Here is an 18,182-nt window from a genome sequence, read left to right on the forward strand (position 1 = left end):
GACTATCGTGGTTGGCTTCTGGCAGGTAATGAGACGATTTCAGCGTGATCTGAGTATGAATAGAAAGCTGATATGGGATTTTGATCACGGTAATTAATATTAGTTTTTCATATGGATATTTAGTATTTGAATAAGGCGGCCGGGAGTATCGGCAAACTGTTATGTTGTTTTAACCAACTCGCAAACTTTAATTCATTATATTGTCAAAATCACCACGATAAAAAATAGTCATTACCGGGTGTCGTAATTTGGAATTCATTTTGCCTGAAGCCGGTTGGGTTTGGGCTATTATCAGGCAGGAAGTACAGGCGCACAGTTAAGGTGCATTTATTGATTTTCACTGTTTGTTTTGCACCATTTTATCCGTCTATGGCGTAATTGATTATTGCATAACCAGTCATATTGGGAGGCACTGACGTTGTGCATATACCCGTTCTGTTGCACAAGTGCCGCAAACGCCGTGTGATGCGCTGTCACCGGACCTGATCTCACGCTGTAAGGCCTGTAAAGCGGTGCCGAATGGGCACAGAAGCGGAGAGTTTTAGCTGGCTCCCGCAATAAAAATTCAAATAAAGGTGTGTTTTACGCTTACGGTTCTGCATTAAATGATCAATAATCGAAACAGGTCGTTATTGTTTTGTTTGATATGCAGGTAAAACTGCAAAGCAGAAAAAAGCATGTCTATCAACATATTTCAGCTTAACTGAACACGAAGTGCCTTTAACCGGCTCAAATATGTGCGACATGTCCATCACTGATTAAAAATGGCTTGCCATCGAATTCAGAGTATGTGATAACGCATCTGGGTAAAACGAGGTACAGTTCTGTATATGTGTGGCATTTTCAGTATAGAAGTTCTGAGTAAAGACGTTCACGTTGAATACCGCTTCTCTGCCGATTCTAATCTTAGTGCCTCAAGCAGTAACGACTCTAGTTTGTCTATGTAACGCCGCTGGGCGGTTTAAACAATCCAAAGGAAATACTCAAGATGGCAAAGATCAAAGGTCAAGTTAAGTGGTTCAACGAGTCTAAAGGTTTCGGTTTCATTACTCCTGCTGACGGCAGCAAAGATGTGTTCGTACACTTCTCTGCAATCCAGGGTAACGGCTTCAAAACTCTGGCTGAAGGCCAGAACGTAGAGTTCGAAATCCAAGACGGCCAGAAAGGCCCGTCAGCAGTTAACGTAACTGCAATCTAAGCAGCGTTAGCTGTAAAAAAACCCGCCAAGGCGGGTTTTTTTGTGTCAGCCGTTCAGGCTCAGAGGATCATGATCCCTGATTGCTGGTTACGTCCGCTGATACCCGGGTGTGTCGGGTCCTGCGCCCGCTGATGGCTGTTACGGCGAAAACTCGTGTACCTGAATCCGGTTCCGGCTGCATCGGGCGAGCAAATCGTGCAACGGCCTGCGCGATCAACGCCTGCAAATCCTAACGCCCGCAATTTGGCTTCAGCAATGGCAACCAGATCAAGATGGCGGTGGCTTGGTGAGATGAGTGCAGGGGGTAAATCGAGACGTTGCAGAAAAGTATCAATCAGTTCCTGACTGACTTCATAACAGCAGGCTCCTGCGGACGGGCCGACAGACACAAACCAGTCAGAAGTATCACCCGACTGATTAATCCACTGTGCCATTTGCTCCAGAATGCCGTCAATCAGCCCGCGCCAGCCTGCGTGCACTGCCGCAACTTCTCTGCCATCTTTGCGACAGAAAATTACCGGTAAGCAGTCTGCAGTGAAAACGGCAAGAAGAATGCCCGGCATAGCGGTGATGAAGCCATCCGCCTCACCGCATTCCTGGCCTGCGACTGTGACATCGACAATCCGTGTGCCGTGTACCTGTTTTTTTCCGGGACAGGTCGCTTCATAGCTTTGCAGATGTTCAGGCAGCAACGCCTGTTTATCGCCGAAGCCATGCACAATACCGGGGATTTGACTGAGTAAAGCTGAGTGGTCACTCATCTTGCGTCTCGTTAGAGAAATGTGATGCAACCAGTGTAGCCGCCTTTGAGCGGGATTTTCCAGCAGTTGCAACCCCTGAGCACCTTCTTTAGACTTAACACTATTGCGAATTTTCGCCCCCTCAGACTTTTCTTGCAGGTTTTCCGCATGACTTATCAGTGCCCGCTTTGTTTCCAGCCGCTTACGCTGGCCGGTCAGCAATGGTGTTGTCCCGCCAACCATCAGTTTGATAACGCGAAAGAGGGGTATGTCAATCTGATGCCCGTACAGCACAAACGCTCAAAGCAGCCGGGTGACAGCCCGGAAATGATGATATCGCGTCGTGCTTTTCTTGATGCAGGCCATTACCAGCCTTTGCGTGACCGTCTGACAGATATTCTGGACGACGTCATCGCGCAAACGGCGGACACATTGCTGGATATTGGCTGCGGGGAAGGGTACTACACCGCCGCATTCGCTGAGAGGCTCACACAAAAACGTGCGCTGAAAGTGTTTGGGCTGGATGTCTCGAAAGTGGCCATCCGTTATGCATCCAAACGTTATCGCGATGTGTCATTTTGTGTGGCTTCCAGCCATCGCTTACCTTTTGCTGAGGGTTCACTGGATGCGGTCATTCGTATTTATGCACCCTGTAAGGCGCAGGAATTGTACCGGGCGATAAAACCGGGCGGCCTGGTGGTTACGGTGGCACCGGGACCACGTCATTTATATCAGCTGAAAGGGTTGATATACCAGGATGTACAACTGCATGCTGATCTCGATGAGCAGCTGGAAGGTTTTGACCGGATAAGTACGGAAGCGCTCGCCTATGACATGATGCTTTCCGGAGAGCAGGCGTTTGATTTATTGCAGATGACGCCATTTGCATGGCGGGCGACAGAAGAAGTGATGGCCAACTTAAAGGCTCAGACAGCCTTTGAATGCGAGACAGACTTCCTCATCAGGATACATCAGCGTGCGTCAGCGTAAATAACCCAGATGCTCCAGCAGGATGCTCGACCCAATTCCGATCAGAACCGTACCTCCTAAAACTTCGGCCCATTTGCCTAACAGCGGGCCGATAAAACGCCCGACCATTATCCCGAGCGTTGACATCACCATGGTCGCCATACCGATGAGCAGCGCGGTAAGGATGATGTTCACTTCAAGAAAAGCTAAACCGACGCCGATCGCCAGAGCATCAAGGCTGGTGCCGATAGCCGTTGCAGCCAGGATCCAGAACCCGTGACGGGTTGCCGTTGTCAGGTTATCTTCCGGCTTATTTTTTAGCCCTTCGATGATCATGCGCGCGCCCAGAATAAACAGCAGGGTAAACGCGACCCACTGGCTCCACTGCATGATGTACTGGCTGGCAAATAAGCCCAGATACCAGCCAATCAGTGGCGTTATGGCTTCTATGACGCCGAAAATAAAACCCGTGCGGAAGGCCTCGCGAAAGCAAGGACGATGAAGGCTGGCGCCTTTGCCAATTGATGCGGCGAAGGCGTCCATGGACATGCCAAATGCAAGAATAAGCGTAGCGGATAAGTTCACGAGAATAGCCCCCAAATGACGGCGCAACCTTACCACACTATTTTTATTCGGGACAACACCAAATAAAATGGGGTTTTAAATAATGCCGTATATTGGGGAGTAACAATATCGTTGACAAAGTATTTATCAACATTGTTATTTGTAAGGTTAAGTTAAATTCTGGGGAATATGCACCATGCTATAACTGATAACTCATGGTCTAAATTCAACTTATTGATTATTAATCATAATTTTATATATTCTTTCAAGATCATCCAGTTCGTTTACGCGAATTAATAACTTTTTCTGTTCTAATTCAAATACCAGAATACCGTCTTCAGAAAGATTCATACTGCGGATCCGATCGTAGGTGATGAAAGTGTTGGCGAAATAAAAACCCTCCTCTTTGAAGAGCATTTTTGGCCAGCGAATAAAAGAGAGATAAAAAGCAATCAGCCCCAGGCCGATCAGTAAATAATTGGTAATAACGGTGCCATTCGCATGGATATTATTATAAAGAAGAATAGCCAGAAGACCGATAAAGATAATCGAATCGAGTCTGTTACGGCGGCGCAGGTTGACCCGCAGGCGAGTTTTACCCTTGCGTGTACCCATGATGAATTCGTCATAGATGGCGTAGGCAAGCAACAGGAGAGTGAAAAGGGCGAGGACGATATCGGTTACAGACATGAAAACTCCAGCTAACAGCCATCAGGCAAAGCAAAGTAAAAATGACAAAGAGATCAATAGCAGAAACAAAAAAGCCGGGGAAAGATTTCCCCGGCTTTGAAGGTTATCAGAGACCTAGCAGGCCAATCCAGTAACCGAAGATACCGATGGCGAAGAAGCCAACGATGATCCACAACGCATTCACTTTCTTCCGCAACAGCCACATACAACCGAAGGTCAGCAGTAATGGCACCAGACCCGGCATCAGCTGGTCCAGAATAGTCTGGACAGTGGTGACGGTGGTATGACCCGTCTGGTCGGTGATTTTCGACACGACTAGCGGAATGTTAACGTGTGTCCACTTGTTAACCAGGGCCCCCATGACAAAGAGGCCGAGAATTGACGCCCCCTCGGTCAGTTTTTGCAGGAAGCCGCCGCCCATATCGTTAACGATATCGACACCTTTTTTGTAGCCATAAGACACGCCGTAGTAGCGGGTCAGCAGGCGTACGAGGTTAAACAGAACAAAGAACAGCAACGGACCCAGCAAGCTGCCGGTCATCGCAATACCCGCACCCAATGCAGCAAACACCGGACGCACAGTACCCCAGAAGATCGGGTCACCCACACCGGCCAGAGGCCCCATCAGACCGACTTTCAGGCCGTTGATGGCCGCGTCGTCGATAGGTGCGCCATTGGCACGCTGTTCTTCCATCGCCAGCGTCACACCCAGAACCGGAGCCGCAACGTAAGGATGGGTATTAAAGAATTCCAGGTGGCGTTTGATAGCCGCTTTGCGATCGTCGTTATTTTCAGGGTAGAGACGACGGATTGCAGGCACCATACAGAAGCAGAAGCCCAGAGCCTGCATACGTTCGAAGTTCCATGACCCCTGGAAAAGGTTGGAGCGTATAAACACACCGCGAATATCGCTGGCCGTGAGTTTTTTAACTGCAGTTTGATCAACCATGTCCTTCACCCTTAATCCAATTCGTTGTCGAGATCGTTAACACCCGGTGCAGCCGCCGCTTGCGCAGACTTGTTGTATTTCGGGCTCAACTGGATGTAAAGAACAGCCATCACCACACCAATCACACCCAGTGCAACCAGGTTGAAGTTGGTGAATGCAGCAGTAACGAAACCGAGGTAGAAGAACGGCATCAGGTAGCCAGCACGCATCATGTTGATGACCATGGCGTAACCCACGACGACGATCATACCACCAGCGATGTTCAGACCGTTGGTAACCACTTCAGGGATTGAAGCCAGTAAGTCATGAACAATAGCAGTACCCACAGACACAGCAACAATCACAGCAGGGATGGCAATACGCATTGCCTGCAGGATCAACGCTGAAACGTGGATCCAGCTAATCGCGCTCAGATTCCCTTTTTCAGCCGCTTTATCCGCTGCGTGCTGGAAGGCGACGGTGATGGTACGAACGATGATGGTTAATACCTGACCTGCTGCTGCCAGCGGGATCGCCAGTGCGATACCGGCACCGACAGACTGACCGCCTGCGATAACCAGAATGGTAGAAATGATAGAGGCGAGGGCAGCATCTGGCGCAACAGCAGCACCGATGTTCATCCAGCCAAGCGCGATCATTTCCAGAGTACCCCCGATGATGATCCCGGTTTTTACATCACCAAGAACAAAACCGATCAAAGTACAGGCGACTAACGGACGGTGAAACTGAAATTCATCCAGGATCGAACCCATCCCGGCAATACATGCGACAATAAATATCAGCACAATTTGTAGTGTGGTGATCTCCATTGCACTTCTCCTATGACCAAAGGACGCTGAGTATAAACAGGCACACCAGACAGATAACGTTGAGGGAATCTGCCAACAACGGCGCGCTTATTAATTCATTTTATTAATGAGATCCATCATCTTGAGGCGTGAGTCAGTAGAGACTTTACGCACTTCAAGTTCGATACCTTTTTCATTCAGTTTCCTGAATGCTTCGATATCTTTTTCATCGACAGACACGGCGTTATTCACCTGAGTTTTACCCTGGCGGAAAGCCATACCACCAATGTTTACGGAGGTGATTTTCACGCCACCCTCAACCAGACGCAGAACATCTGTCGGGTTAGTGAACAGGAACATGACGCGATCGCCCGCGTATTTTGGGTTATCCCAGACACGAATGGCTTTCGCAACGTCAACAACGTGTGCGGTAACACCAGGAGGAGCAACCTGAGTCAGCAACGTTTTACGCACGGTATCGGCAGCCACTTCGTCGCTGACAACAATAATGCGTGTCACGTTGGTTTCTTTGGTCCAGCGGGTCGCGACCTGGCCATGGATCAAACGGTCATCGATTCGGGCAAGGCCGATCTTCATATGGTCGTTCGGACCGGCAGGTTTCGCCGGGGCGGCTGCTTTTGGCGCAGGGGCGGCGGCAGGGGCTTGAGCGGCAGGTTCAGGGGTTTTCAGCGCTTTTACGCCGATACGACCCGTCTCAACTGCAATGGCAACCAGTTCTGCGAAAGCAGGGTTGTCATCACGGGCCATGAAAGTCTCTGCCAGCATCGGGATGTTAACACCGGTGACAACTTCGTAATTTTCCTTATCGACAACAATACGGCTGGCGGCATTGAACGGGCTGCCACCCCAGGTGTCGACCAGGAAAAGGACGCCGCTGCTGGTGTCTAAACCACCCAACTTAGCCGTGTACTTTTCGATCAGGGTTTCGGCGTTTTCGCCGGGAACGAAATCAATAAAGGCGACATTATCCTGTTCACCTAAAATCATTTCCGCTGTTTTCAGCAATTGCTCAGCTGCTGACCCGTGCGTGCCGATGATAATAGCAATACTCACTCGCTACCTCCTCTGTTAACTCTGGGAAAGAGTTATGCACATAAGTAATGGTGCTGATGATATCCGCCCGTTTTTATTCCTGAGGCGGACGGGGCATTCCGTGCGTCCTGACTGTCCTTAATTTCTGATAAGACTGCAAAACTATAAATGGCAGAACCTCAACGGGTTGTGCGACGTGATTTATTTTAGTGTGCGAAAAAATAATTTTTGTGACGACTGTCCGTTATTGAACGACGTATTGTGAATACGGTTTCACATCGCACATTAAAACAGCATAGATGTTACAAACTGATGCTGAAGGTAAAAGATCACTCTTTCTTCAAATAATCATTCCTGATAAAGTGATTTTCCGAATAATTGAACAGGAGTACCGGGCCTCAGCCCTCCCTATGGACTGTCACCGACGTCACTATTCTTCGCTTTTTCACCTCATTCTTACCGGCAAATCTGCCCCGATGGGCCTGATTTCAGCCGCACTGAAACCGCTTTCATCTGCTATTTCTGCAGCCAATACTTCCGGACGGTCATCTGACAGCCTGGGGTGTGGTGTTTTTGTGCGTCTTTTTTCTTTAACTCATTGCGGAGTCTGACATGGAATTTTTGATGGACCCTTCAATTTGGGTCGGTTTGCTGACGCTTGTCGTGCTTGAAATTGTTCTGGGTATCGACAACCTTGTTTTTATTGCCATTCTTGCCGATAAACTGCCACCGAAGCAGCGTGATAAAGCCCGTATCATCGGCCTCTCGCTGGCGCTGATCATGCGTTTAGGTTTGCTGTCACTGATTTCGTGGATGGTGAAACTGACCACGCCGCTGTTCAGTATTGCGCAGTTCAGTTTCTCCGGCCGTGATCTGATTTTGTTAGTCGGGGGGATATTCCTGCTATTCAAAGCCACCACAGAGCTGCATGAGCGGCTGGAAGGGCATGACGAGCATGGAACAACGAATCGCGGCTATGCCAGCTTCTGGGCTGTGGTGGCGCAGATTGTTGTGCTGGACGCGGTCTTCTCGCTGGATGCGGTGATAACCGCCGTCGGTATGGTGAATAACCTGGCCGTCATGATGACTGCAGTGATTATTGCCATGGGCGTGATGCTGCTGGCATCGAAATCGCTGACCCGTTTCGTAAACAATCATCCAACCGTCGTGGTGCTATGCCTCAGCTTCCTGCTAATGATTGGTCTGAGTCTGATTGCTGAAGGCTTCGGGTTCCACATTCCGAAAGGTTACCTGTACGCCGCGATTGGTTTCTCTATCCTGATTGAATTGTTCAATCAGATTGCGCGCCGCAACTTCCTGAAAAGCCAGTCCAGCCGTCCGATGCGTGAACGTACAGCGGAAGCTATTCAGCGACTGATGGGCGGGAAACGCCAGAATGAGCATGAAGATGAGCCCGCTGGCGATGTATTGCCAGCCGGTGAAACCTTTGCGGAAGAAGAACGTCACATGATCACCGGCGTGCTGACGCTGGCGTCACGCTCCCTGCGCAGCATCATGACGCCACGCACCGAGATTTCCTGGGTAGACTGTGAAAAGTCACCGGATGAAATCCGCAGTCAGCTTCTCGATACGCCGCACAGCCTGTTCCCGATTTGCCGTTATTCACTGGATGATGTTATCGGTGTGGTGCGTGCGAAAGATCTGCTGGTGGCGCTGGAAAACGGTGAAAGCATTGTCGCGTTCGCGGAAAAAACGCCGCCGATTGTGGTGCCGGAAACCATGGATGTCATCAACTTGTTGGCCGTTCTGCGTAAAGCCAAAGGTCGTCTGGTGATGGTCAGCAATGAGTTTGGTGTGATTCAGGGGCTGGTGACGCCGCTGGATGTGCTGGAGGCCATCGCAGGTGAATTCCCGGACGAAGATGAAACGCCGGACGTCGTGACTGACGGTGATAGCTGGATTGCTAAAGGCGGAACCGATTTGCATCTGTTGCAGCAAATTCTGGACGTCAAAACGCTGGTGAATGCTGACGACGATTTTGCTTCTCTTGCCGGGCTGCTGCTGTCGAAATCAGGACAAATGCCGGTCGTGGGTGAAGTGATCGAAATGGCGTCGCTGCACTTTGAAATTCTTGACGTGTCGGAATACCGTATCGAACGCGTGCGTATTACGCGGCTGAAATCAGAAGACAAATGGGATGAAGACCAGTAACGGGGCTTTATTTCGGGATGTAAAACGGCGACTCAGGTCGCCGTTTTTTATGGTCGGGGAAAACGGGTTTCCACCTTCAGACCGGATCTGTATTATCCTGCAATTCCATGTTCTGCGTAGTTTTTTTATAACGTTCCAGCCAGATCGGGAATACTTCTATAGGCATCGGGCGGGCAAAGTAGTAGCCCTGCAATGAATCGACCCTGCGTTCGCGCAGATAATCTACCTGCTCACGGGTTTCCACCCCTTCAGCAATCAGCTTTAGATTGAGACGCTGCGCCAGTGTGATGATGGTATCCGTGACGGTGGCGTTAATCGCATCGGTGCCAATTGAGGCCGTAAACGCCTGATCGATTTTCAGCACATCGGGATTAAGGGTTTTGAGATAGCTCAGGGAGCTGTGACCCGTCCCGAAATCATCAATGGCCAGCAGAATACCCATTTCTTTCAACTGTGAAATCTCAGCAGCACGTAACTCCTGTAACCGCGTCCGTTCCGTCAGCTCCAGCATGAGAGAAACTGACGGCTGCGCCGGAAGCCACAGCTTTCGGATGTCATCAACAATTTCCATATTATTAAAGTGTTGTGCTGCAACATTAATACTGACGTAAAAACCCGGCGTTGCCGGAAATACGGACAGATTTTCAGCGACTGTCTGAATGAGATAGCGTGTCAGCGCAATGATTAAGCCGTGCTGTTCAGCCAGAGGAATAAACACATCGGGCGAAACCCATTCCTGCCGGCGGTTTTTCCAGCGCATCAGTGTTTCCACGCCAATACAACGGCCATCCGTACTGTTAATAATGGGCTGACAATAAACTTTAAACTCGCGGTGGGAAATGCCGTGGCTGATCGGATAAGCCAGACTGATGCGACTGCCGGAGAACAGATATATGGCTGTTGCTGTCAGCAGGCTGATCAGAACCGACAGCGGCAGATGTGAAAACAGCTCCTCCCAGGCCAGTGTGCTGGCTTCTTCACCATAAATAGAGACCGCAAAATCATATTTTTCCGATCGGGCGCTCAGCAAAGGGGCGCGCGGCAGGGCACTGGTGTTGATGATTGAATTTTTGCCGTATTCGAGATTTTGTTGTCCGACGTTGAGAACGATGTGGCTGGCATAAGGCGGCTGGGGCTCGAGCAGGAAATTCGACAAGATCCCGATGTTATAGACAAACAGTTCACCGTTAAGATTATCCGGTGTGGTCGGATGCCATAAAACCAGCGTCGGTGTATTGACACGGCTCCATTTCGAGGCGCGCAACTCAAGTTGGGTTTTACCCTGTGCGAAGGAAGGCAAGGTTTGATTGAAATTCAGATCCAGCGTGCCTACCAGGCTTGAACAAACAATGGTGCCGTTGCTGACGAGACTGATTGAACGTAATGTTTGCATGCGGGCGACGGTTTGTTGCAACAGAGGTTGCTGTGCCTTACAGGCGAGTGTCTGGTCGAAAGGAATAATTTTGCCGGCCGGAGAAGCGGGTTCAAGCAATTTTTCCAGTTTTTCAACGGTGTGAACAGCCACACGTTTTTGATCTTCGGCGATAACCTGGGCTTGTTCGTAGATACGAATGCCCAGCGTCAGAAGCAGCGTACATATCCCCATTGCACTGGCGAGCGCAATGCGATAGTAGCGATACTTCGCGAGTCCGGTCTGGGAGAACAGCATCGTTCTAATCCTTTTATCCCGAGTTAAAGGCAGGCTCAAAATTATTATTTTAAAGGGTTACCGATGCGTAACAGCCATTTCGTTTTTATAGAGAGTAGCTGTAAATCGTCGGGCGCTCAGTTTGAGTAGCGGTAAACTCCCTATATTTCTCTGTTCAAATCGAAAAAAACATACAGGTGACAGTGTCACTGAGGTTTTTCCTGTCCATTTCCGACATTTACGCAGACGTAATAAGGGGGACCCGGACAGGGGAAATCAGGCGGAAATCAGCATGCCGCACCTGCAGGGTATAATGCAAGTCTCACTACCATTATGTATTGATAATACAACAGGTTGTTGTTAGCGAAGGTTTTATTGCTGCCGGCTACCGGCCAGGTGGTATTTCCTGCGGTAAATTGGTTGAAATTAATACAACCTGAAAATACCGCAGGAAGAGGTCATCTTTTCGACCGGATCAGTCGCACTGAACCTTAATCGCCAGACCGCCACGCGAGGTTTCCCGATATTTGGAATTCATATCTTTACCGGTTTCGTACATTGTCTCAATGACTTTATCCAATGAAACTCTCGGCTCACTGGTGCGGCGTAATGCCATACGGGCGGCATTAATGGCTTTCACTGACGCGATGGCATTACGTTCGATGCACGGTACCTGAACCTGTCCGGCAACAGGGTCACAGGTTAATCCCAGATTGTGTTCCATGCCAATTTCGGCCGCAACGCATACCTGTTCCGGGCTGCCGCCCAGCAATTCCGTCAAGCCTGCCGCCGCCATTGAACAGGCTACGCCAACTTCACCCTGACAGCCCACTTCTGCGCCTGAAATCGACGCATTCATTTTATACAGAATACCGATAGCACCGGAACTCAGGAAATAACGCAGATAAATGTCCGGGCTGACCGACTGAATGAACTGGTCATAATACGCCAGCACCGCAGGCACAATGCCGCATGCGCCGTTGGTGGGCGCCGTCACGACACGTCCGCCCGCCGCATTTTCTTCGTTAACCGCGAGGGCAAACATATTCACCCAGTCGATCACGTTCATCGGGTCACTGGAAAGTTTGTCGTTTGACACCAGCATCCGGCGCAGGGCAGAAGCACGACGCGGCACCCGCAACGGGCCAGGCAGAACGCCTTCGGTATTCAGGCCGCGATCGATACAGGCCTGCATGGTGTGCCAGATCTTCTCGAAATACTGCTCAATGTCCTGCTTACTGTGCTGCGCCAGCTCGTTTTTCATCACCAGGCCGGATAATGACAGCCCGGTTTCCTTACATTTTGCCAGCATTTCACTGGCCGAATTAAAGCTGTACGGCACCGCCACTTCATCCAGCACAGGCTGACCGAAATGCTCGTCATCAACGATAAAGCCGCCGCCGACCGAGTAATAGGTTTTGCTGTAAATCATCTTGTCGCCAGCAAAAGCGTGAATTTGCATGGCGTTTTCGTGACGCGGTAAATTCTCCCCGCGGAACACCATACCGGTATCACGTGGGAAATCGACTTCATGCTGGGTTCCGCCCAGCGGCAGACGCTCACGTTGCTCAACGTCGCGGATAAAATGTGGAATGCCGTCGATGTCGACGGTATCTGGCTGATTGCCCGCCAGACCTAAAATAATGGCGATATCTGTGTGGTGGCCTTTACCTGTCAGAGACAAAGAACCAAAAACGTCCACGGCGACACGCGTAACGGCAGGCATCATGCCCTTTTCCAGCAGGTCATCAGCGAACTGTTTGCCTGCTTTCATCGGGCCCAAAGTATGGGAACTGGAAGGGCCAATCCCGACCTTGAACATGTCGAAAACGCTAATCACGTCGAATACTCCTGTAATAGATTGCGGCAGGGAACGGGATCCCTGGCTTCCATAAATGAACCAACACCAGAGACAGCCCTTATGGACGGGTCTCTTGTTCTTATGGATAGACTTATAGTTTAAAAGGGCTGAGAGGCAAAAGTTTCATTTTTCGCATGAAATAAACTTATTTGATGCAAAAGTGTGATCGTAATGTAATCACTGAGCTCAGACTTCAACCTGCCGGGCCAACTGACGGATGATTCCCGCCGTCAGCCCCCAGACAAATTGTTGCTGATACCAGGACAGATAAACCCGGTGATGAGTGCCTCTGCGGTGAATATCCAGGGGGTGATAACGTGCGAGATCAAAGGCTTCCCGCAGCGGCATTTCAAACAACTCGGCGACTTCATCTTCCGCGGGATGCAGTGGTACATCAACAGGCAACAGCCCGATAACCGGCGTGACCTGAAAACCGCTGCTGCTGTCCTGCGGCGACAGTGTGCCTAATATATGAACCTGTTCAGGGGGGATCGCGACCTCTTCATGCGCTTCGCGTAATGCGGTGGCAATAATCGAGGCATCGGAAGCATCTGCTGCACCACCGGGAAAGGCGACCTGGCCGGCGTGTTTACGCAACTGATCGGACCGGCGCGTCAGTAAAAGGGTCGGTTCCGGACGACAAATAATCGGGATCAACACAGCGGCGTGGCGGGTTCCGCGCAACGCCGCAGCAGGCAGGCGCGGCTGCTGCAATTGAAAACGCAGGATGAAATCTTCCACGGCAGGTGAAAACGTCTGTAAGGGCGCGTGTTGTTCCAGCAGCGTCACGGCTGTATTTCTCCTAATTCAGGCAGAATACGGGCAATCTTATCAAAAGTTTCCTGATATTCCGCCTGTTCCTGACTGTCAGCGACGATCCCGCCACCCGCCCAGCAGTAAATTTTGCCCTGTGCGGTGAGCAATGTGCGGATGGTGATATTGCTGTCCATCGTGCCGCAGCAACTCAGATATGCAATGCTGCCGCAATAGCCGTTGCGCCGGTGCGGTTCAAGTTCTTCGATAATTTCCATGGCACGCACTTTGGGCGCACCGGTAATGGAGCCACCGGGGAAACAGGCACGCAATAAGGCGCTGGCGTGACAGGTTTCGGGTAACCGGGCGGTGATCGTGCTGACCAGATGATGGACGGCGGGGAAGGGCTCCACAACGAACAGCTCCGGCACCCGCACACTGCCGGGTGTCGCCACGCGGCCGATATCGTTACGCAGCAAATCGACAATCATCAGGTTTTCGGCGCGATCCTTTTCCGATGCCGCCAGTCGTTCTGCCTGCTGCATATCCTCAGTCGGATCTTCGCAGCGCGGCAGCGTTCCCTTAATCGGACGGGTCTGGATCTCAGCGTCTTTCAGCCAGATGAAACGCTCGGGTGAAAGACAGACAACGGCATTTTCCGGCAGACGCAGAAACGCGGAGAAAGGGGCGCGGTTAGCCTGATTGAGGCGCAGGAAAGCCTGCCATTCATCGCCGCTGTATTCCGTCGAAAACCGCTGCGCCAGATTGATCTGATAGCAATCACCACTGTGAATATATTCCTGAATCTTACGGAATTTCTCACCGTATTCTTCGCGGCTCATATTTGCCCGCCACGGCGCATGTAAACAGAAAGGCGCAGGAGAAGGAACAGGTTGGTACTGGGCCAGCCAGCGTAAACGTTCAGAAATGTCACCATGGCAAATCAGCGTCAGGCGCTGTAAATGGTGATCGGCAATCAGCGCCCAGTCATAAATCCCTACCGCCATATCCGGCAGGTCAATATCCCGTTCCGCAGTTTCAGGCAATGTTTCTATCCTGCGCCCCAGGTCATAACCGAACAAACCCAGTGCGCCGCCCAGAAAAGGAAAATCCGCTGAACTTTCTGCCTGTAAACCGGCCACTGCCATTTGCTCTTCCAGTAAAGCAAACGGATCTTCAGTCCGGGTTTCGGCCATGCCGTTGTGCTCAATCTGCGTTAGCTTGCCACGTGTGGTCAGCGTGATCAGCGGATCGGCCACCAGAATATCGAAACGATTATGCTGGTGCTGTGCCGAACCTGAATGCAGTAACATCGCCCACGGCAAAGCAGAAAGCGGCGCGAACCGTTCAGTTATTGCATCGGGTTGATAAGGTAATGAATGGAAAACAACGGGTTGGGCGAATGGCATGACGGGTATGAGTTTCTCTGGCGCAGTGACTATTTTTCAGGATCCTAACACAGATCGGGCTGCCTGAAAGCAGCGCAGGCGATTTGCGTGAATAAGGCGTATACTGTGCAACCCCGCACTGCGCGGGCTTTTTATTATCACCCGTACAACAGGACACTCCCATGCTGACAGGTATGCCTTCATTATCACATCACGAACAAGAACAGGCCGCCGATCGTATCCGCCAGTTAATGGAAAACGGCATGAGCAGCGGCGAAGCCATTGCGACCGTTGCAGAAGAAATCCGCGAAACGCATAAAGGCGACCGTGTGACCGTCATTTTTGATGACGAAGACGACGAATAAAACGTTGCTCCGCAGTTTCCCTTTGCTGCAAAGAAAAACCGGACTCTTTTCAGGCGTCCGGTTTTTTTTCATCTCAGCGTCAGGAATGGATTAGCCTTTAACCACCACTGCCGCCGCTGCCTGTTTAGCCTGTTCCACGGCGTCTTCAACGTTGTCCGCCGTCGCCAGCGCTACGCCAAGACGGCGCTTACCACTGATTTCCGGCTTACCGAACAGACGGATCTGGTTGTAACCGGTCAGTGCGTTTTCCAGGCCGGTAAACGTCACGTTGTTGCTGGTCAGTTTCGGCAGGATTACGGCAGAAGCGGAAGGGCCGAACAGGCGGATATTGCCCACCGGCAGACCGAGGAATGCGCGCACATGCAGGGCGAACTCTGATAAATCCTGAGAAATCAGCGTTACCATCCCGGTGTCGTGCGGGCGAGGTGACACTTCGCTGAAGATTACTTCATCACCACAAACAAACAGTTCAACGCCAAACAGGCCTTTACCGCCCAACGCTTTCACCACTTTCTCTGCGATGTCTTTGGCGCGCTGCAATGCAAGGTCTGTCATCTGCTGTGGCTGCCAGGATTCGCGGTAATCACCGTCTTCCTGACGGTGTCCGATTGGCGCACAGAAATGAATACCATCAACGCCGCTGATCGTCAGCAGGGTGATTTCAAAATCAAACTTCACCAGACCTTCAACGATGACACGTCCGCCGCCAGCACGGCCACCTTGCTGGGCATAATCCCATGCCGCCTGTAACTGATCGGCACTGCGGATCAGGCTCTGACCTTTACCGGAAGAGCTCATCACCGGTTTGATAATGCACGGATAGCCGATGGCGTCGATCGCCTCACGGACAGCCGCTTCATCATCGGCAAACTGATAAGTGGAAGTAGGCAGCTTCAGCGTTTCGGCAGCCAGACGACGGATGCCTTCGCGGTTCATGGTCAGGCGTGTCGCTTCAGCACAAGGCACGACGTTGTGACCCTGTTTTTCCAGCTCGACCAGCATGCTGGTGGCAATCGCTTCGATTTCCGGCACGATAAAATCAGGGTGTTCGCTTTCGATAACCTGTTTCAGTGCATCGCCATCCAGCATGTTAATGACATGGCTGCGATGGGCGACCTGCATCGCGGGTGCATCGGCGTAGCGATCAACGGCAATCACTTCCAGACCCAGTCGCTGACATTCAATCGCCACTTCTTTGCCCAGTTCGCCGGAGCCTAATAACATGACGCGGGTGGCGCCAGTGCGCAGTGCAGTACCAATGGTTAACATAGCTTCGTACCCAGATCTGTGTGAAGGAAAATAGGAATTTCGGCGCGCAGTATATCTGAAATTATTGTCGACGAAAACGATTGCGCAGTGCTGTTGATAAATTTAAGCGGGAATAAAAGCAGGATTTTTTCAGCCTGTTTTCTGCCGTTTAAGGCAGTCTGCGGGCGTCTCTGTTATCATTTACTCAAACCATGGCGTCAGGCTTCCTGCCGCTGTCCCGATTTTTGCCTCACATAAAGAGTTATCGCCCTTGAGCACGCATTCCTTTTCTGCCCTGACATTACCCGTTGAGCAACTTTCTAACCTGAATGAACTGGGTTACACCGAAATGACCCCGATTCAGGAAGCGTCGTTGCCTGCCATCCTGCTGGGTCAGGACGTCCGCGCCAAAGCCAAAACCGGCAGCGGTAAAACAGCCGCTTTCGGTATCGGTTTACTGAACAGCATTACCGTTTCACAGTTCGTCGCTCAGGCGCTGGTATTGTGTCCGACCCGCGAACTGGCCGATCAGGTCAGCAAAGAATTACGCCGTCTGGCGCGTTTTACCCAAAACATCAAAATTCTGACCCTGTGCGGTGGCCAGGCAATCGGACCACAGCTTGAATCGCTGGTCCATCCGCCGCACATTGTGGTGGGTACGCCGGGCCGTATTCAGGAGCATTTGCGTAAAGGCACGCTGAAACTGGACGAACTGAAAGTACTGGTGCTGGATGAAGCGGACCGCATGCTGGATATGGGCTTTAGCGAAGATATCGAAGATGTCGTCAGTTATACGCCGCAGGATCGCCAGACGCTGCTGTTCTCCGCGACGTATCCGGACGGCATTGAGCGCATCAGTTCTAAATTTCAGCGTCAGCCGCTGAAGGTAGAAATCGAAGGCGAAGATGACATTGCTGATATCAGGCAGATTTTCATCGAAGCCGACAAACATCAGCGCTTATCGCTGCTGGCCGCGGTGCTGTATCAGTATCAGCCGACTTCCTGTGTGGTGTTCTGTAACACCAAACGTGACTGTCAGGATGTTTGTGATGACCTGAAGGCGAAAGGCATCAGTGCGCTGGCGCTCAACGGCGACCTCGAGCAGCGTGACCGCGACCGCGTACTGGTGCGTTTCTCCAACGGCAGTTGCCGCGTACTGGTGGCGACAGATGTTGCGGCACGCGGGCTGGACATCAAACAGCTCGGCCTGGTCATTAATTACGAGCTGTCTTTCGACCCGGAAGTTCACGTTCACCGCGTGGGCCGTACCGGTCGTGCGGGCACCAGTGGCCTGGCCGTCAGTCTCGTGACACCGCAGGAAATGCCGCGTGTAACGGCGCTGGAAGATTACACCCGCCAGCGGTTTACCTGGCAGCCCGCAGCGCAGGCACTGGCCGCCGCCCCGGTGGCGCTTGATCCTGAAATGGCAACGTTATGCATCGATGGCGGCCGTAAAGCCAAAATCCGTCCCGGCGATATTCTGGGCGCGCTGACCGGTGACGCCGGGCTGACCGCAGCTGAAGTTGGTAAAATCGATATGTTCCCGGTTCATGCTTATGTGGCGATTCGTCAGAAGAGCGCTAAGAAAGCGCTGCAACGTTTGCAGGAAGGGAAAATTAAAGGCAAGAATTGCAAAGCCATTATCTTGCGTTAACCGGGTTTATTATCGCTTTGCATTGGTCGTCTTATTGTTAATGTTGTGTTATTGCCTTGTTGAGGATTATATTATCTAACGCAAGCGATGACCTTGCCTTATGTAGGGATATTGTCCGGCAAGGTCAACTGAATGAACGACA

General features: G+C 51.2%; 17 protein-coding genes. 6 read left to right on the forward strand and 11 right to left on the reverse strand.

Translation table 11 applies throughout. The annotated features are described in order from the left end of the window. The first annotated feature begins 830 nt into the window (after positions 1-830). Together UC14_RS21835 and cspE are read left to right on the forward strand one after the other, a co-directional pair. Positions 831-947: a DUF2627 domain-containing protein gene (locus UC14_RS21835; protein ID WP_071823629.1), complete on the forward strand. Its 117-nt coding sequence runs from the start codon at positions 831-833 to the stop codon at positions 945-947. Between the two features lie 41 nt (positions 948-988). Continuing rightward, a complete protein-coding gene (gene cspE, locus UC14_RS21840; RefSeq protein ID WP_002221949.1) occupies positions 989-1,198 on the forward strand; it encodes a transcription antiterminator/RNA stability regulator CspE in 210 nt (69 codons plus the stop codon). 59 nt (positions 1,199-1,257) lie between these two features. Here the strand turns inward: cspE and pgeF are convergent, their stop codons facing one another. Further along, positions 1,258-1,959 carry a peptidoglycan editing factor PgeF gene (pgeF, locus tag UC14_RS21845; RefSeq protein ID WP_112198423.1) on the reverse strand — a complete coding sequence of 234 codons (702 nt, stop codon included), beginning with the start codon at positions 1,957-1,959 and terminating at the stop codon, positions 1,258-1,260. Between the two features lie 147 nt (positions 1,960-2,106). Between pgeF and rlmA the strand changes: the two genes are divergently transcribed. Beyond that, positions 2,107-2,928: a 23S rRNA (guanine(745)-N(1))-methyltransferase gene (gene rlmA / locus UC14_RS21850; RefSeq protein ID WP_112152148.1), complete on the forward strand. Its 822-nt coding sequence runs from the start codon at positions 2,107-2,109 to the stop codon at positions 2,926-2,928. On the opposite strand, the gene mntP is transcribed toward rlmA, so the two are convergent. From mntP to manX, 5 genes are all read right to left on the reverse strand, one after another. Continuing rightward, the gene (gene mntP / locus UC14_RS21855; RefSeq protein WP_112198424.1) at positions 2,920-3,492 is read right to left on the reverse strand and encodes a manganese efflux pump MntP; all 573 of its coding nucleotides are present in this window, start codon (positions 3,490-3,492) and stop codon (positions 2,920-2,922) included. The two genes, rlmA and mntP, sit on opposite strands and share 9 nt — an antisense overlap. Before the next feature lie 210 nt (positions 3,493-3,702). Beyond that, positions 3,703-4,161, reverse strand: coding sequence for a DUF986 family protein (locus tag UC14_RS21860; RefSeq protein ID WP_112198425.1), 459 nt, complete (start codon positions 4,159-4,161; stop codon positions 3,703-3,705). Between the two features lie 106 nt (positions 4,162-4,267). Then, positions 4,268-5,110, reverse strand: a complete 843-nt coding sequence (locus tag UC14_RS21865) for a PTS mannose transporter subunit IID (protein ID WP_013576192.1) — start codon at positions 5,108-5,110, stop codon at positions 4,268-4,270. 11 nt (positions 5,111-5,121) lie between these two features. Next, positions 5,122-5,919 (reverse strand): PTS mannose/fructose/sorbose transporter subunit IIC, encoded by a 798-nt coding sequence (locus tag UC14_RS21870; RefSeq protein WP_013576191.1) that lies wholly within the window; start codon positions 5,917-5,919, stop codon positions 5,122-5,124. Positions 5,920-6,009: 90 nt separating this feature from the next. Next, positions 6,010-6,972, reverse strand: coding sequence for a PTS mannose transporter subunit IIAB (gene manX / locus UC14_RS21875; protein WP_112152149.1), 963 nt, complete (start codon positions 6,970-6,972; stop codon positions 6,010-6,012). 591 nt (positions 6,973-7,563) lie between these two features. Here manX and UC14_RS21880 point away from each other — a divergent pair. Continuing rightward, positions 7,564-9,123: a TerC family protein gene (locus tag UC14_RS21880; protein ID WP_013576189.1), complete on the forward strand. Its 1,560-nt coding sequence runs from the start codon at positions 7,564-7,566 to the stop codon at positions 9,121-9,123. A 76-nt stretch (positions 9,124-9,199) separates the two neighbouring features. Here UC14_RS21880 and UC14_RS21885 read toward each other — a convergent pair whose 3' ends face one another. From UC14_RS21885 to pabB, 4 genes are all read right to left on the reverse strand, one after another. Continuing rightward, complete coding sequence (locus UC14_RS21885) at positions 9,200-10,792, reverse strand: EAL domain-containing protein (protein WP_013576188.1); 1,593 nt, start codon at positions 10,790-10,792, stop codon at positions 9,200-9,202. Positions 10,793-11,246: 454 nt separating this feature from the next. Continuing rightward, entirely contained in the window at positions 11,247-12,611 is a 1,365-nt protein-coding gene (locus UC14_RS21890) for an L-serine ammonia-lyase (RefSeq protein WP_013576187.1), read from the reverse strand. Between the two features lie 207 nt (positions 12,612-12,818). Further along, positions 12,819-13,421 carry a CoA pyrophosphatase gene (locus UC14_RS21895; protein WP_013576186.1) on the reverse strand — a complete coding sequence of 201 codons (603 nt, stop codon included), beginning with the start codon at positions 13,419-13,421 and terminating at the stop codon, positions 12,819-12,821. Further along, positions 13,418-14,794 (reverse strand): aminodeoxychorismate synthase component 1, encoded by a 1,377-nt coding sequence (pabB, locus tag UC14_RS21900; RefSeq protein WP_112198426.1) that lies wholly within the window; start codon positions 14,792-14,794, stop codon positions 13,418-13,420. Before pabB ends, UC14_RS21895 begins: the two co-directional genes overlap by 4 nt. A 161-nt stretch (positions 14,795-14,955) precedes the next feature. Here pabB and UC14_RS21905 point away from each other — a divergent pair, with 161 nt between their 5' ends. Beyond that, a complete protein-coding gene (locus UC14_RS21905) occupies positions 14,956-15,138 on the forward strand; it encodes a YoaH family protein (protein ID WP_013576184.1) in 183 nt (60 codons plus the stop codon). A gap of 90 nt (positions 15,139-15,228) precedes the next feature. Here the strand turns inward: UC14_RS21905 and purT are convergent, their stop codons facing one another. After that, the gene (gene purT, locus UC14_RS21910) at positions 15,229-16,407 is read right to left on the reverse strand and encodes a formate-dependent phosphoribosylglycinamide formyltransferase (RefSeq protein WP_112198427.1); all 1,179 of its coding nucleotides are present in this window, start codon (positions 16,405-16,407) and stop codon (positions 15,229-15,231) included. A 250-nt stretch (positions 16,408-16,657) separates the two neighbouring features. Between purT and dbpA the strand changes: the two genes are divergently transcribed. After that, a complete protein-coding gene (gene dbpA / locus UC14_RS21915; protein WP_013576182.1) occupies positions 16,658-18,040 on the forward strand; it encodes an ATP-dependent RNA helicase DbpA in 1,383 nt (460 codons plus the stop codon). The last annotated feature ends 142 nt before the right edge of the window (positions 18,041-18,182 follow it).

Origin of the sequence: Rahnella sp. NRRL B-41462 (assembly GCF_003263525.1) — a bacterium.
Lineage (GTDB): Bacteria > Pseudomonadota > Gammaproteobacteria > Enterobacterales > Enterobacteriaceae > Rahnella > Rahnella aceris.